At 74.3% G+C, this 15868-nt stretch carries 12 protein-coding genes; 4 read left to right on the forward strand and 8 right to left on the reverse strand.

What is annotated here, in order from left to right; translation table 11 throughout:
* Window positions 1-31: 31 nt before the first annotated feature.
* Window positions 32-517: a hypothetical protein gene (locus tag ACQEU6_RS36110; protein ID WP_499338041.1), complete on the forward strand. Its 486-nt coding sequence runs from the start codon at window positions 32-34 to the stop codon at window positions 515-517.
* Here the strand turns inward: ACQEU6_RS36110 and lysX are convergent.
* Complete coding sequence (gene lysX, locus ACQEU6_RS36115; protein ID WP_499338043.1) at window positions 514-3813, reverse strand: bifunctional lysylphosphatidylglycerol synthetase/lysine--tRNA ligase LysX; 3300 nt, start codon at window positions 3811-3813, stop codon at window positions 514-516. The two genes, ACQEU6_RS36110 and lysX, sit on opposite strands and share 4 nt — an antisense overlap.
* 158 nt (window positions 3814-3971) lie before the next feature.
* Here lysX and ACQEU6_RS36120 point away from each other — a divergent pair, with 158 nt between their 5' ends.
* From ACQEU6_RS36120 to ACQEU6_RS36130, 3 genes are read left to right on the forward strand one after another with little or no spacing between them, the layout of a single operon-like run.
* Window positions 3972-5810, forward strand: coding sequence for a serine/threonine-protein kinase (locus ACQEU6_RS36120; protein WP_499338045.1), 1839 nt, complete (start codon window positions 3972-3974; stop codon window positions 5808-5810).
* Entirely contained in the window at window positions 5810-7513 is a 1704-nt protein-coding gene (locus ACQEU6_RS36125; RefSeq protein WP_499338047.1) for a protein kinase domain-containing protein, read from the forward strand. The genes ACQEU6_RS36120 and ACQEU6_RS36125 overlap by 1 nt, the downstream gene beginning before the upstream one ends.
* Before the next feature lie 22 nt (window positions 7514-7535).
* The gene (locus tag ACQEU6_RS36130) at window positions 7536-9143 is read left to right on the forward strand and encodes a serine/threonine-protein kinase (protein WP_499338050.1); all 1608 of its coding nucleotides are present in this window, start codon (window positions 7536-7538) and stop codon (window positions 9141-9143) included.
* Here the strand turns inward: ACQEU6_RS36130 and ACQEU6_RS36135 are convergent.
* The 7 genes from ACQEU6_RS36135 to ACQEU6_RS36165 all read right to left on the reverse strand — a co-directional run bounded on the left by ACQEU6_RS36135 (window position 9059) and on the right by ACQEU6_RS36165 (window position 15845).
* Window positions 9059-10099 (reverse strand): DUF6114 domain-containing protein, encoded by a 1041-nt coding sequence (locus ACQEU6_RS36135; protein WP_499338052.1) that lies wholly within the window; start codon window positions 10097-10099, stop codon window positions 9059-9061. The two genes, ACQEU6_RS36130 and ACQEU6_RS36135, sit on opposite strands and share 85 nt — an antisense overlap.
* Before the next feature lie 4 nt (window positions 10100-10103).
* Entirely contained in the window at window positions 10104-10697 is a 594-nt protein-coding gene (locus tag ACQEU6_RS36140; protein WP_499338053.1) for a DUF6230 family protein, read from the reverse strand.
* A gap of 264 nt (window positions 10698-10961) precedes the next feature.
* Entirely contained in the window at window positions 10962-11567 is a 606-nt protein-coding gene (locus ACQEU6_RS36145; protein WP_499338055.1) for a response regulator, read from the reverse strand.
* A gap of 89 nt (window positions 11568-11656) precedes the next feature.
* Window positions 11657-12322, reverse strand: a complete 666-nt coding sequence (locus ACQEU6_RS36150; RefSeq protein ID WP_179837366.1) for a response regulator — start codon at window positions 12320-12322, stop codon at window positions 11657-11659.
* On the reverse strand, window positions 12319-13590 hold the full coding sequence (locus ACQEU6_RS36155; protein WP_499338057.1) for a sensor histidine kinase: 1272 nt from the start codon (window positions 13588-13590) through the stop codon (window positions 12319-12321). The genes ACQEU6_RS36150 and ACQEU6_RS36155 overlap by 4 nt, the downstream gene beginning before the upstream one ends.
* Window positions 13591-13648: 58 nt before the next feature.
* A complete protein-coding gene (locus ACQEU6_RS36160; protein ID WP_499338059.1) occupies window positions 13649-14710 on the reverse strand; it encodes an alpha/beta hydrolase in 1062 nt (353 codons plus the stop codon).
* A gap of 1 nt (window position 14711) precedes the next feature.
* Window positions 14712-15845, reverse strand: coding sequence for an alpha/beta hydrolase (locus ACQEU6_RS36165; protein WP_499338061.1), 1134 nt, complete (start codon window positions 15843-15845; stop codon window positions 14712-14714).
* Window positions 15846-15868: the final 23 nt, after the last annotated feature.

Consider the following 15868-nt stretch of genomic DNA (forward strand, 5'->3'; position numbering starts at 1 on the left):
TGTGTCAGAGGATGTCTGTACAAATGTGTGCGTGACGGGATGGGGCGAGGAGGCGCTGGCGCGGTTGCGGGCCGCGGCGCACCGGGGGGTCGGCGACGCCGGGCTGCTCCGGGGGCGTCCGCTGGTCTCCGTGCTCCAGTACGCCGGGGACGTGCTCGTCGCGGCCCTGGCGCAGGGGCGTGACGAGCGGTCCCTCGCCCTTGCCTGCCTCGACGCGCTGGAGGAGCGCGGCCTGCCGGGGGACGTCGAGCTGGCGGACGAGCTCGCCGCCGCGCTCGGGGTGCGGGCGCCGACCGGGCTGGCGCCGCTCCCCGTCGACCTGGGGGCGGTGGCCGCGGCGATGCAGGACGGGTTCCAGGTGCTCGACCCCGAGCGGGGGGACGTGCTCCCGGCCGGCGAGGCCGACGGGCTGCCGGTGTCGCCGGGCGTCCTGCCCGAGGGGGAGGACGCCCGGCGGGGAGCGGCGCGGGCGTGGCTCGCGGGGCAGGGGTTCCGTCCCGTCCCGCGGAGCCTCTAGGAGCCGGGGCGCACCAGCGGGAACGGGATCGTCTCGCGGATGCTGCGGCCCGTCAGCGTGATCAGCAGCCGGTCGATGCCCATGCCCATGCCCCCGGCGGGCGGCATCGCGTACTCCAGGGCGCGCAGGAAGTCCTCGTCGAGCTCCATGGCCTCCGGGTCGCCTCCGGCGGCCTGGAGCGACTGCTCGGTCAGCCGCTGCCGCTGGAGGATCGGGTCGATCAGCTCGGAGTAGGCGGTGCCGAGTTCGAGGCCGAAGATGATGAGGTCCCACTTCTCGGCCAGGCGCGGGTCGTCGCGGTGGGGGCGGGTCAGCGGGGACGTCTCGGCCGGGTAGTCGCGGACGAACGTCGGCGCCGACAGCCTCTCCTCGACGAGCGCCTCGAACAGCTCCTGGACGACCTTGCCCTGCCCCCACTGCGGGTCGGCGTTCAGCCCCGCGCGCTCGGCGAACGCGTGGACCCGTTCCTGCGAGGTGCCGGGGGTGATCTCCTCGCCGAGCGCCTTGGACACCGACCCGTAGACGGTGATCTCCTCCCAGGGCTCGGCGAGGTCGTACTCGGCGCCGTCCCGGACGACGACCGTGGTGCCGAGGGCGGCGCGGGCCGCGTCCACGACGAGGGAGCGGGTGAGCTCGGCCATCGTGTCGTAGTCGCCGTAGGGCTCGTAGGCCTCCAGCATCGTGAACTCGGGGTTGTGCCGCTGCGAGACGCCCTCGTTGCGGAAGCTGCGGTTCAGCTCGAAGACGCGGCCGGCGCCGCCGACGAGGAGCCGCTTGAGGTACAGCTCCGGCGCGATCCGCAGGTAGAGCTGCATGTTGTAGGCGTTGATGCGGGTGGTGAACGGGCGGGCGGTGGCGCCGCCGTGCACCGGCTGGAGCATCGGCGTCTCGACCTCCAGGTAGCCGCGGGCGCGCAGGCCGTCCCGGACGGCGGCCACGGCGTCGCCGCGCATCCGCAGCATCCGGCGGGACTCGTCGTTGACGATGAAGTCGACGTACCGCTGCCGGACGCGGGCCTCCGGGTCCGACAGCCCGGTGCTCTTGTTCGGCAGCGGGCGCAGGCACTTGGCGGCGAGCGTCCACGAGGACGCGAGGACCGAGAGCTCCCCGCGCCGGGACGTGACGACCTCGCCCCGCACCCCGACCTGGTCGCCGAGGTCGATGAGCGACTTCCAGCGGCGCAGCGAGTCCTCGCCGAGCGCGTCGGAGGTCAGCATGACCTGGAGGTCGCCGGTCTCGTCCCGCAGCGTCACGAAGATCAGCCGGCCGTGCTCGCGGGCGAGGACGACGCGCCCCGCGATCGCGACGACGTCGCCGGTGCGGGCGTCGGGGGCGAGGCCGCCGTGCCGCTCGCGGATGCCGGCGGCGACGTCGGTGCGCTCGCAGCCGAGCGCGTAGGGCTCCATCCCGGCGGCGCGGATCTGGTCGAGCTTGGCGTGCCGGACCCGCTCCTGCTCCGACAGCCGGCGCTGCGGGGCGCGGGCCGCCTCCGCGGCCTCCTCGATCTCCCTGATCTTGTCGACGAGCTCGTCGGACGGGACCATCGCGGCGGCCCGGTCCAGCTTGGGGCGGTTCAGGCTCGGCAGGAACCCCTCGGCGCGGGCGTAGGCGAGGCCCAGCCGGACGAGGTGCCGCCCGTGCTCGTAGCAGATGAAGCGGGGACGCCATTCGGGCATGTACTTGGCGTTCGAGAGGTACAGCGACTCCAGCTGCCAGAACTTCGACGCGAACGACAGGAACCGGTAGTAGAGCCGGGCGACGGGGCCGGCGCCGATCTGGGAGCCGCGCTCGAACGCCGAGCGCAGCATCGCGAAGTTCAGCGACAGCTGCTGCGCGCCGACCGCGGCGGCCTTCTCGGCGAGCTTGGCGACCATGTACTCGTTGAGGCCGTTCTCGGCGAGCCGGTCGCGGCGCATCAGGTCCAGCGACAGCCCGGCCCGCCCCCAGGGGACGAAGCTGAGCAGGCCGCGCAGCTCGCCGTGCGCGTCGAACGCCTCGACCATGACGCAGCGCCCGTCGGTGGGGTCGCCGAGCCGGCCGAGCGCCATGGAGAAGCCGCGCTCGGTCTCCTCGCCGCGCCAGGCGTCGGCGCTGCGGATGAGCTTGGCCATCTCCCAGCCGGGGATCTGCGAGTGGCGGCGGATCCGCACGGTGTACCCGGCCCGCTCGACGCGCCGGACGGCCTGGCGGACCTGCCGCATCTCCCGCCCGTCCAGGTTGAAGTCGGTGAGGTCGACGACGGCCTCGTCGCCGAGCTCCAGCGCGTCGAAGCCGTGCCGCTTGTAGATGCGGGCGGCGCGCTCGCCGACGCTGACCGCGCCGGGGATCCAGGCGTGCGCGCGGCACTCGCCGAGCCACGCCTCGATCGCCTGGTCCCACGACTCGGGGTCGCCGAGCGGGTCGCCGCTGGCCAGGGAGACCGAACCCTCCACCCGGTAGGCGATGGCCGCCTTGCCGTTCGGCGCGACGATGACGTCCTTGTCGCGGCGCAGCGCGAAGTAGCCGAGGGAGTCCTGGTCGCCGTACTCGGCGAGCAGAGCGCGCGCCGCCAGCTCCTCCGGAGGGCTGAGGACGGGGTCGCGCCGCCCCGGCCGGAACAGCGCCCAGAACGTGGCGATCATCAGCCCGGTGCCGAGCACCCACAGGATCACGTCCACCCAGAAGGGCACGGACACGTCGATCGGCTTGCCGGTGACGCGCGGCCCGAGGACGGTCTGGGAGATCGCGTAGAGCGGGTGCGTCCAGAAGTCGCCGCGGGGGTTGCGGTCGGTCACGGTGACCAGGAACGTGCCGATCCCGCAGGTCACGATGAGGAGGCTGGTGAAGACGAGGGTGGCCAGCCGCCGGTTGGCCCGGTCCGGCAGGGTGGTGAACTGGCCGCGCGCGGAGATCAGCAGGCCGAGCACCGCCAGGTACACGGCGGCGGTGACGATCAGGCCGACGGGCGTGGACTTGTCCGGGTTGAACAGCGTCGTCAGGACGGCGGTGACGCCGAGGGCGGTGGGGAGGCAGAAGATCAGGACGAGGATCCGCCACGCGGCCTTCTTGCGCCGCCGCACGCCCATCGACAGCAGGATCCACAGCAGGCCGATCGGGACGCTCGGGAACCAGCCCAGATAACCGATCCATCGCAACGCCCAGATATCGGCTATCTCAAGGATGAGACCATAGGAGACCCATGCGAGCAGCGACAGGATCCCGGAGAGTCGGGTGTACCAGAAGAAGATCGTGGGCGCGGCCTGGATCAGCCGCCCCCACTCGCCCCGCAGGCCGCGCTGCTGGCCCTGCTCGGTCATGGTCCCCTTTCTACCGGGTCGCACGTCGATCACGCCTTCTCCCCCGTGTGCCCGTCCGGCGGCGAACCGCGTGGTGATCTCGGGCGTCGTACGGGTAGGGGGATGTGGCTTGCACTCTCAGTCCAAGGTTGTCAGCAAAAGTCGATATGGTCGCGGATATGCCAAATGAACCCACCGGCGAGCGGTTGCTCGCTCGCCGCTACCGCCTGGTGACCCAGGTCGGCCGAGGCGGCATGGGGACGGTCTGGCAGGCGCACGATGAGGTCCTCGGTCGTGACGTTGCGGTGAAGGAGGTCATCCTCCCGCATGGTCTCACCGATGAGGAACGCGTCGTGCACCACAAGCGCACGTTCCGTGAGGCCCGTACCGCGGCCCGGCTGAGCCACCCCGGCGTCGTCGCCGTCTACGACGTCGTCGAGGAGGACGACCGCCCCTGGATCATCATGGAGCTGATCAGGGCGCGCTCCCTGGACCAGGTGATCAAGGCGGACGGTCCGATGGAGCCCCGCCGCGCCGCGGAGATCGCCCGGCAGATGCTCGCCGCGCTGCACGCCGCGCACGAGGCCGGGGTGCTGCACCGCGACGTCAAGCCGAGCAACGTGCTGATCACCGGCACCGGGCGGATGGGCGAGCGGGCCGTGCTCACCGACTTCGGCATCGCGACCGCCTCGGGCGACGCCACCCTCACCCAGACCGGGCTCGTCATGGGCTCGCCCGCCTACATCGCGCCGGAGCGGGCCCGCGGCCGCGTCGCCGGCCCGGCCTCCGACCTGTGGTCGCTGGGCGTCACCCTGTACGCGATGCTGCACGGCAAGTCGCCGTTCGAGCGCCCCGAGCCGATGGCCGCGCTGGTCGCGGTGATCTCCGACGAGCCCGACCCGCCGGAGAAGGGCGGCCGGCTCGTCCCGGTCATCGAGGGGCTGCTGCGCAAGAACCCCGACCAGCGGATGGACGCGATCGAGGCCGGCCGGATGCTGGACGAGATCGTCCGGCAGGAGACCGTCGACACCCAGCGGACGATGGCCGTCGAGTACCCGGTCGAGGAGTCGCCGGGCACGCAGACGACCATGCCGGAGGCCCCGGACGAGGCGCCCCGCCCGGCGGACGCCGGCGCCCGCCCCGACCAGCTCACCAGCTTCGACCTCCCGATGGGGGCGCCGGGCGCGCCCGCGTCCGCCGACCCCGCCGAGACCGCGCCCGACCCCGACCGGGTCCGCTCGTGGCGGCCGGGCCCCCGCACCCAGCCCGCCGGGCGGGTCACGGGTCCGAGCGCGGGGCCCGAGCCCGGGCCGGACACCCACTTCCCGCCGACGACCCACCACCCCGCCACCGGGCGCCCCGCGCTGGCGTCCAACCGCAACGTGCTGATCATCGCGGGGGTGGTGCTGCTCGTCATCCTGGTCGTCGCGGGGATCGCGCTGGCCAGCAGCGGCGGCGACGAGAAGAAGGGGGAGAGGAAGAGCGCCTCGTCCCCGGCGGCCACGGGGAAGGCGTCCTCGTCCTCCCCGGTCAGGTCCGAGAACCCGAGCCCGGCCCTCCCCGCCGGGTTCAGGACGCACAAGGACCGCAGCGGCTACTCGGTTCCCGTCCCGCGGGAGTGGAAGGGGCCCGAGCGCAAGAACGGCGGCGACTTCTTCTACGCGCCGGGCCGCAAGACCTACATCCAGATCGACCAGACCGATGACCCCGGCCCGAGCGCGATCGACGACTGGCGGCGCCAGGAGCGGGGCGGCTCAGGCTGGCCCGGCTACAGCAAGCTCAGGATCGCGGCGACCGGGGACCACCCCCCGGTGCCCGACACCGGGAACGGCGACAAGTCGGCGGACTGGGAGTTCACCTACGACGGCGACGGAGGCCGGGTGCACATCCTCAACCGCGGGTTCGTGACGAAGGGGCACGGCTACGCGATCCTGCTGCGTGCCCCTGCCGGCGACTGGGACGAGGTGTACTCCGAACTCCAGCCGGTCTACCGGTTCTTCAAGCCCGCGGACGCCTGATGGACGGGCGGCTGCTGGCCGGTCGGTACCGGCTCGAATCGGTCGTCGGACGCGGCGGCATGGGCACCGTGTGGCGCGCCACCGACGAGACCCTCGACCGCGAGGTCGCGGTCAAGGAGGTCGTGCTGCCCGCGGGCCTGGGCGACGAGGAGCGCGAGAACCGGCACCGCCGGACGCTGCGCGAGGCCCGCGCCTCGGCCCGGCTGAACCATCCGGGCGTCGTGACCGTACACGACGTCGTGGACGAGGACGGCCGGCCGTGGATCGTCATGGAGCTGGTGCGGGCCCGCTCTCTCCAGGAGGTTGTGGACGAGGACGGCCCGCTCCCGCCCGGACGGGTCGCGTCCATCGGCGCGCAGATCGCGGGCGCGCTGCGGGCGGCGCACGCGATCGGCGTGCTGCACCGCGACGTCAAGCCGGCGAACGTGCTGGTCACCGGCGACGACCGGGCGGTGCTGACCGACTTCGGCATCGCGCAGGTGGCGGGCGACGCCACCCTCACCGGCACCGGGCTGATCATGGGGTCGCCGGCCTACATGTCCCCGGAGCGGGTGAACGGGGACCCGGCGATCCCCGCGTCCGACCTGTGGGCGCTCGGCGCCACCCTGTACGCGGCGACGGAGGGCAAGGCGCCGCACCACCGCAGCGACGCGATGGCGGTCCTCGCCGCCGTGATGACGCAGGACGTCCCGCCGCCGAAGAACGCGGGGCCGCTGGCGCCCGTCCTCACCGGGCTGCTGGACCGCGACCCGGTGCGGCGGATGACCGGGGACCGGGCCGAGGAGGCGCTGAGGGCGGTCGCCTCCGGGCACGCCGCGGACGCGGCCGCCGCGCAGATCGCCGCGAACGAGGCGGCGGCGGCCGCCGGCGGCACCTGGACCGCGACGCTCCCGTCCGGGTCGTCGTCCGCGCCGGCTCAGCCGGTCACGCAGGCGTCCATGCCGGTGCCCGTCCCGCCCGACCCGGCGGACCTCTACCCGCCCGGAACGGGCACGCAGTGGGCGCAGGGGCACACCTCCGCCACGCCGGCGCGGAAGAAGTCGCCGATCGTGCCGGTTCTGGCCGGCGTCGTCGTGGCGGCGGCGGTCCTGGCGATCGCCGGGTTCGCCCTCTGGCCGGAGGGCTCCTCTTCCGGCGGTCCGGGGACCACGCGGTCGCCGCGGGCCGGCGGGCAGACGGCGCAGACCACCCCGGCCACGCAGGCGGAGCCGACGACGCGCTCGGACGACCCCGCGCCCAAGCAGAGTTCGAGCGAGCCGCAGATCCCGAGCGGGCTCGTCCCCGCGAGCGGGCCCGGCTACACGATCGCGGTGCCGCGCGGGTGGCGGCGCTCGGTGCAGGGCAACAGCGTCGTCTGGACCGACCCCGCGTCCAGCGCCTATGTTCAGGTCGACCGGACGGTGTGGTCCGGCGATCCCTACGAGCACTGGGTCACCTGGGAGCGGGAGGCGCTCGCCGACGGCAAACTCCAGGGCTTCCAGCGGATCGGAGAGATCACCCGCACGACCGTCGCCGGGCGTCCGGCGGCCGACATCGAGTTCACCTGGTCCCGCTCGGGCGGCACGCGCGCGAAGGACCGCGGCGCCATGGTGAACGGCCGGCCCTTCGCCGTGGTGGTGGCGGTACCCACCTCCCAGTGGAACGAGAACGAGGCACTCGTGAACAATGTGCTCGACACGTTCCAGCCCTCCGGGGTGGGATGACCAGTGGGGGGACCTTCTAGAGATGGCACAGGCACGTCTGCTCGGTAACCGCTACCGGCTCGATTCGGTGGTCGGCCGCGGCGGCATGGGCACCGTGTGGCGCGCCTTCGACACCATGCTGGACCGCGAGGTCGCGGTGAAGGAGGTCGTGCTCCCGCCGGGGCTGAGCGAGTCCGAGCGCGCGGTCCTCTACGAGCGCACGTTTCGCGAGGCCCGCGCGTCGGCGCGGCTGAACCACTCCGGGGTGGTGACCGTCCACGACGTCGTCGAGGAGTCGGACCGGCCCTGGATCGTGATGGAGCTGGTCCTCGCCCCGTCGCTGCAGGACATCCTCGAACGCGGCACGATGGAGCACCGCCGGGTCGCCGACATCGGGCTGCAGATGCTCGGCGCGCTCCAGCACGCCCACCAGAAGGGCATCCTGCACCGCGACGTCAAGCCGAGCAACGTGCTCGTCACCGACGCGGGGCGGGTCGTGCTCACCGACTTCGGCATCGCGCAGATGGAGGGCGACTCGACGCTCACCCAGACGGGGCTGGTCATGGGGTCGCCCGCCTACATCGCGCCGGAGCGGGTCCAGGGCGAGCGCGCGGTCCCGGCCTCGGACCTGTGGGCGCTCGGCGCGACGCTGTACGCGGCCGTGGAGGGGCGCTCCCCCTACGAGCGGTCCGACGCGATGTCGTCGCTGCAGGCCGCGCTGACCGAGCCCGTGCCGCCCGCGCGGAACGCGGGGCCGCTCGGCCGGGTGCTGGAGGGGCTGCTGGCGCGCGAGCCGTTCGGCCGGATGACGGCGGCGCAGGCGCTGCCGCTGCTCACCCGGGTCGCGGCCCTGCCGCAGCCGGCCCCGCCGGGGGCGCCGTCCCCGCCGCCGCCGAACGAGACGGTGACGGACGAGCCGTCCGCCCGCTACCTGCCCGCCGGGCGGTCCGAGGGCGCCTCGGAGACCGTCCTCGACCCCGAGGACCTCGATCCGGTCACGCGCCGCGACGTGGGGGAGGGCGCCCGCCTCGACCCGGTGACCCGCCGCGAGCCCGGCGACCGCGGTGAGGCCGATCCGGTGACCCGCCGCGACCCGGGCCGGTTCCAGGACCGCGGCGCCGCGCACCGCCCGCCGCCGTCCCCTCCCCGTCCGGATCCGGAGCCGCGGAAACCGCTGGAGACGGAGTGGGCGCCGCCGCCCCTGTCCCAGCACCCGTCGGTGCGGCAACCCTCCGTGCAGCACCCGGCCGTCCAGCAACCCTCCGTGCAGCAACCCTCCGTGCAGCAACCCTCCGTGCAGCATCCGGGGGTGCAGCACCCGTCCGTGCGGCAGCCGCATCCGAGCCTTCCGCCGCAGACGCCTCCGCCGTGGGAGCAGCCGCAGCAGTACACGAACTGGCAGCAGCCTCCGCCGCCGCCCGCCCAGGACGGGCCCGGACGCGGGGAGCGCCGCAGGACGGTGGTGGTCGTCACGGTCGCGGTCGTCCTCGTCGTGGCGGCGGTGCTGCTGGGCGCGTTCATCCTGCGCGGCAAGCTGGGCGCCGCCGCGCTGGGCGACGCGCCCGGTCAGCCGGCGGCGAGGCCGCTGATCTGCGCCCCGCCGGCGGTGACGGAGGGCTGCTCGGAGACCACGTCCGTCATCACCATGTAGGGCGGCGTGAGCGGCGGCGGCGCCGCCGGGGTGAAGGCCACCGGGATGCCCAGCAGCTTGGCCGACATCTTCGTCGTGTACATGACGACGTCGCCGGTCAGGGTGAGGCCGCCGGTCCGGGTCCGCGCGGTGGCGCCGCCGTGCGCGGCCGTCTGGTCCACGTTCTTCAGGACGGCCTTGGACATGCTGAACTTCAGCGCCTTCACCGTCCCGCCCGCCGAGGGCAGGGACGCGACGCCGTCGTAGCGGAGCCCCGACATCGTCAGCGAGTCGGCGCGCAGCGTCCCGGCGTCGGAGTAGACGCGCGGCCCGGCCCCCGCGTCCTTCGCCGGGCCGGGCGTCGCGGTGGGCGTCGGCGTGGGCGTTGGGGGCGCGCTGGTGCTCGGCTGCGCGGACGGGGCCTGGCTCGCGGACGGCGTCGCCGAGGGGGAGGGCGTCCCGGCGGAGGACGGCGACGAGGACGAGGACGGCGACGGCGCGAACAGGTGGATCCCCAGGACGGCCGGGATCGCCAGGGCCGTCAGCCGCCCGCCGCGCGGCGCCGCGTGCGCGCCGTGACGGCCGTCCTGAGGCGCCGCGTCCGGCCGGGGCCCGTCCTGGGCGGGCGACCAGGCGAAGCCCAGCGCGCCGCCGAGCAGGCCGAGCAGCATCCCGACGAGGAACCCGCCGAAGTTGGACGTGAGGAACGACGCCAGCGACAGCAGCACCGCGAAGATGCCGTAGAAGCTGCGCTGGGCGGGCTGGAGCCACATCAGCGCGCCCGCGGTGACGAGCAGCGCGCCGATGAGCCAGCTCGCCACGCCGGCCAGGCCCTGGTGGACGACGAGCGGCATCGGGGCCAGCGGGATCGCGACCAGCTCGACGCCGCCGAGGACGGCGAGCACGCCGCCCCAGAAGGGGCGTGTCCGCCGCCAGCGGCGGAACCCGTGCGGGGCGGAAGGGTGGGAAGGGGTCATGGCCTCAGAAGCACTCGGCGCCGAGCTTCATGCTGAGGTTGTTCAGCTTGAAGGTCCCGGCGGTGGTCGCCCACGCGACCTGCTTGACGTTGCGGAGCTCGATCGCGGACGCCTGCTGCCCGAACATGCCCGCCGGTCCGCGGGCGCCGCCGGGGCCCCTGTCCAGGGTGCTCGCGTCCCGGCCGATCTCGATGTCGGAGAACGTGGCGTCGGCGTTGAGCTGCTCCACGTCCAGGACGAGGTCGCTCGCCTCCACGGGCTTGGCGCCGGTGCCCGCGGTCAGCCGCAGGGTGAACGGGCCGACCTTGACCGACTGGCACATGTCGCGGATCTGCGCGGACCTGATGGCGGAGATCTGCACGGGGTGCTTGGCGCCGTCCTCGCTCTCGTCGACCCCGCCGTACTGGACGAAGCCCTGCCCGCTCAGCGAGTCGGCGCTGACCTTGAAGCTGCCGCCGGAGACGGCGAAGGAGGAGGCGACCGCGCCCTGCGCCGTCATGAGGACCAGCGCGCCCGCGCCGATCGCGGCGGGGGCGGCGATGGCGGCGAACCGCTTCCAGCGGACGCGGCCGAGCGCGGCGTCGGACGAGGGGGTCATGGGGGCCTCCGGGGGTTCGCGGTCCGGGTGGGGACCGCGGTGACGCTGGTCACTGGTGTGACGCAGAGTGCAAGTTACCCTCAAGTACTTACTTGCGACAAACCGGACAAGTGTCCCCGAAGGTAAAAGATTCCAGTTCGCTGACCTGCAAGATCATGTTCTTGGGGAGACGTCCGCCCCGGCGGCGCGCAGCCCGCGAACGGCTACGGTGAGTAGGCCGCTGACGAGCGCGGGAGCCCCGCCCTCGCAAGGGATGCGGGGGGGTCAGCCGCCCGCGGCCAGGGCGTCGAGCGCCGTCCGCAGATCGGCGACATGGGCGTCGAGCCCGTCGGCGGGCTCGCCGGACCGCAGCCGCGCGACGTCGGCCTCGATGCGGGCGACCCGCTGGTCCAGGGCCGCCAGGAGCCGGTCGCACCCGGCCGGGGCGTTCTCGCCGTCGTCCAGCGTCTGGCGCAGCAGCCGGGCCTGCTGCTGGAGCTGCTGGTTGCGGCGGTTCAGCTCCACGAACACCGACACCTTCGCGCGCAGCAGCCACGGGTCGAACGGCTTGGTGAGGTAGTCGACGGCGCCCGCCGCGTAGCCGCGGAACGCCTGCTCGCCGGCGCCGCCGCCCGCGGTGAGGAAGATGATCGGGACGTCCCGGGTGCGCGGCCGGGCCTTGATGTGCTCGGCCGTCTCGAACCCGTCCATCTCCGGCATCACGACATCGAGCAGGATCAGCGCGAAGTCGTCGTTCAGCAGCTCTTTCAGGGCGGCCTGCCCGGAGGTGACCGGCACGACCTCGACCGGCAGCGCGTCCAGCACCGCCGTGAGGGCGGTGAGGTTCTCCTCGCGGTCGTCGACGGCCAGAATCCTCGCGTCGTGCGGCACCGGACTCCCTCACGTCGGTGACGGCCTGCGCCGTCCACCCTGTCATGGTCCTGCGGACGACAACAGTGAATCGCCGCAGAGTAAAATTTCTAGGGCAGCCAGCCCGGTTTGACCAGCCCCGACTCGTAGGCGAACACCACGAGCTGCGCCCGGTCGCGCGCCCCGAGCTTCACCATCGTACGGCTGACGTGCGTCTTCGCCGTCGCGGGGCTCACCACGAGCCGGGCCGCGATCTCCTCGTTCGACAGTCCCTCGCCGACGAGCGCCATGACCTCCCGCTCCCGGTCGGTGAGCGCGTTCAGCCGCGGCGAGGGCGCGGGCTCCTTGGCCCGCGCGGCGAACTCGGCGATCAGCCGCCGGGTGACGCTGGGCGACAGCAGCGCGTCCCCGTCCGCGACGGCCCGGACGGCGTGGATCAGCTCCACCGGCTCGGTGTCCTTGACCAGGAAGCCGCTCGCGCCGCCGCGCAGCGCCTCGAACACGTACTCGTCCAGCTCGAACGTGGTGAGGATCACGATGTGCACGCCGTCGAGCCGCTCGTCGGAGGCGATCCGACGGGTCGCCTCCAGGCCGTCCAGTCCCGGCATGCGGATGTCCATCAGGATGACGTCGGGACGCAGCCGGCGGGCCAGCGCCACCGCCTCCTCGCCGTCGCCCGCCTCCCCGGCGACCTCGATGTCGGGCTGCGCGTCCAGCAGCGCCCGGAACCCGGCCCGCACCAGCACCTGGTCGTCGGCCAGCAGCACCTTGATCATCGCCCACCCTCCTGCGGCCCGGCCGGATCGGCGTCCAGCGGCAGCCGCGCCCGCACGCCGAACCCGCCGCCGGGCCGCGGACCGGCGTCGAACGCACCGCCGAGCGCGGCGGCGCGCTCGCGCATGCCGCGGATCCCGCTTCCCGCCGGCCGGTCGTCCAGCGGGGACGCGCCCCGGCCGTCGTCCTCGACCTCCACCACGATCTCGTGCTCACCGTAGGCGATGCGGACCCGCGCCGTCACGGGGCCGGGCCCGGCATGGCGGGTCACGTTGGTCAGCGACTCCTGGACGATCCGGAACGCGGCCAGGTCGGCTCCGGCGGGCAGCGGCCGCCGCTCCCCGGTGACCTCGGCGTCGACGTCCAGCCCCGCGGAGCGCGCGCGGGCCAGCAGGTCGTCCAGCCCGTCCAGCCCGGCGGTCGGGGCGCGGGGCGCCGTCTCGCCCTGCGCCCGCAGCGCGCCGATCACCCCGCGCATCTCGGTGAGCGCCTCCTTGCTGGCGTCCTTGATGGCGGCGAGGGCCGTCCGGGCCTGCTCGGGGTTCTCGTCCATCAGGTGCAGCGCCACGCCCGCCTGCACGTTGATCATCGAGATGTTGTGCGCGAGCACGTCGTGCAGCTCGCGGGCCATCCGCAGCCGCTCCTCGCTGGCCTGGCGCCGCTCCTCCTCGGCGCGCGTGCGGGCGGTCTCGGCGGCGCGCTGGCCGCGCATCCGGATCAGCTCCGCGGTGACGAGCACGACCAGCGCCCAGCCGACCACGAAGCCCGACCCGCCGAGCGTCGGCTCCTCCACGGGGAACGGGCCGCCCTGCCCGCGCTCGGCGGCCGGGACGCCGATCAGCGCGGTGAGTCCGAAGAACGCGGCGAGGCCGACGCCCGTCCCCGCCCAGACCAGCAGCCGGTGCCCGGCGACGACGGCGGCCATCATCGCGACGGCCAGGGCCAGGGGCGCCGGGCCGTAGGTGTAGGCCCGCAGGAAGTACAGAGCGGTCACCACCGCGATGGAGCACACCGTGAAGACCGGGTGCCGGCGCCGGTACAGCAGCAGGACGGGCCCGGCGAGGAGCAGCGCGAAGCCGAGCGCGTCCAGGTCGGTGTGCCCGAGGGAGTCGCCCCCGTGCTCCCAGGGCGGGCCGCCGGGCCGCCTTCCCGGCGACCGGTCGCCCTGCGCGCCCAGCGACCCGGCCACCTGGAGGAACGCGACCAGCAGCGGGACGATCCACACCGGCCACGCGGCGGGCCGCGGCCAACGCGGCGGCGAAGTGCTCATTCCTGCACGTTAAGTCATGGGCCCTCGGCGCCACGTCGGCCCAGAGGAGTCAGCGCCCCTACTCCCCGGGAGGTATCCGGAGCCGCGCCCCCAGCCATTGCACGGCGGGCGGGACCTCGGAGCCGGAGGAGGGGGAGCCGTCCACCGGGGACGACTCGACGCGCATCGGCGGGCGCGCGAGCGCGGCGAACCGCCGGGCCTGCTCGTCGTTCCTCCCGGCCGCGACCAGGATCGACACCGGGGGCGGCGGGACGTTCCGGAGCCGCCACAGCAGGTCGTCGCCGAGCCGGTAGCGTTCGCTGCCGCCGTAGAGGTCGCCGGCCGGCGCGCCGAACCGGCCGCCCAGGCTCGCGGCGGCGGCGAACCGGTCGGAGCGCACCATGGCGAGCCGCGCCGCGCACCAGCCGCCGTCGCCCGTCCCCGCCAAGCCCCAGCCTTCGCGCGCCTCCGCCACCCGGTACTGCGAGACCAGGGACTCCGGAAGGTCCTGCGTCAGGTAGGTCTCGCCGAGCGTGGCGTGCCGTCCCGGAACGTCCATGCAGTCGGCGGCTCCGTGGAGCCGGACCACCGCGTACACCATCGGCTGCGTCCCTCCGGCGGCCCGGAGGAGGTCGGCGTCTCGTAGCCGGTCCGTGGGCGCGCCGTCGCCCATGAGGACGACCACGGGCAGGGGCCCGGCTCGCTGGAAGTACCGCGGCGGGAGGTAGACGTACGCCTCGGCCTCGGTGCCGCTGCGTGTGCCGTGGATGGTCAGGCGGTCGACCCGTCCGTCCCTGGCGGGGTCCGCGCCGTGGCCCGCCCGCTTCGGCCCGAGGCCGGTGGCGGTGCGCTCCACGAGGGGTCCCGCCGCGCGCCGCGGCTGGACGTGCTCGACCCGGAGGCGCGCGGGATCGTTGCCGAGCAGGTCGTTCCACGTCGCGTAGAACACGAAGTACCGGTTGGCCAGCAGCACGATCGACGCGGTGAGCGCGGCCTGCGCGGCCAGCAGGAGCCCCGAGCGCGCCAGCACGGCCCGGACCCCCGCCCCCGCGAGCCGCCGCCACAGGACGACGACCGCGACCGCGCAGCCCAGCGCCAGCAGGCACACGGGGCCGATGAGCGTCGCGCTGACCGGTTCCACGTCACCCGCCCCGCAGCCGCGCGCTCAGCCACCTGATCGACGGCGGGATGTACTTGCGGAACGTCTTGAAGTTGTGGCCGCCGCTGCGCAGCAGCACCTTGTCCACGACCATCGGGGGGCGCGCGGCCCGCATGAACCTCTCCGCCGACGGGAACGTCTTCTCGCCGGCGTCCGCCGACGCCACCAGGATCGACACCGGCGGCGCGGGAAGGTGCCGCAGCCGCCAGACCAGGTCGTCGCTCGCCCGCACGGCCCTGCTCCCGCCGTACAGGTCGCGGGTGGTCGGGTCCATCAGCGCGTCGAAGTGCCCGGCCATGCTGACGGCGGCGGAGAACTTGTCGGAGTGGAGCATCGCCAGCTTCGCGGCGCAGAACCCGCCGGTGGAGTACCCGGCGAGCGCCCATCCGCTCCGGTCGCGCGGCACGCGGTAGGTCTCGGCGACCGCCTCGGGGACGTCCTGCGCGAAGAACGTCTCGACCTGGGGCCCGCCGGGCACGTCGGCGCACTCGGTGTCCCACCCCCGCACCACGGTCGGCCGCGTCATCACGTAGATCATCGGCTGGATCCGCCCCCGTGCCTGGGCCCGCGCGGCGTCCTCGGGGACGTGCCCCTGGCGGATCCACACGAGCCGGTCCGCCGCCGGGTACCCGGCCAGCAGGATCACCACCGGGAAGCGGCGGCCGGCGTACGCGCGCTGGAAGTACTGCGGCGGCAGGTACACGTACGCCTGCGACGCCAGGCCCGTCCGGACGCCGCGGATGTCGAGGCGCTCGACCTGGCCGTCCTCGGCCGGGACGTGCTCGGCGCGCGGCCCGGGGTCGAGGCCCGCCTGCACCGTCCGCACGACCTGCGTCGCGGCGGCCGCGTTCCCGCCGGGCGGCCGGTGCCCCTGGCCCCCTCCGCCCGCGGCGCTGAGCAGGTCCGTCCACGACCCGTAGAACAGGTAGTGCGCGTTCAGGGCCGCGACCAGGGTGAGCAGGACCGATAACTGGCAGCCCAGCAGCATCAGCGCGCGGGCGGCCGCGGCGCGCGGCCCCGGCGCCGCGGCGCGCGGCCAGGCCCGCACGGTCGCGGCCATGCAGCCGAAGGCCAGCAGGACGAGCAGGCTCAGCGTCCCCGGGCTCGTGAGTCCCACGCATCTACTACGACCGGGGGGCG

It is taken from the genome of Spirillospora sp. CA-108201 (genome assembly GCF_050936235.1).
Classification (GTDB): Bacteria; Actinomycetota; Actinomycetes; order Streptosporangiales; family Streptosporangiaceae; genus Spirillospora.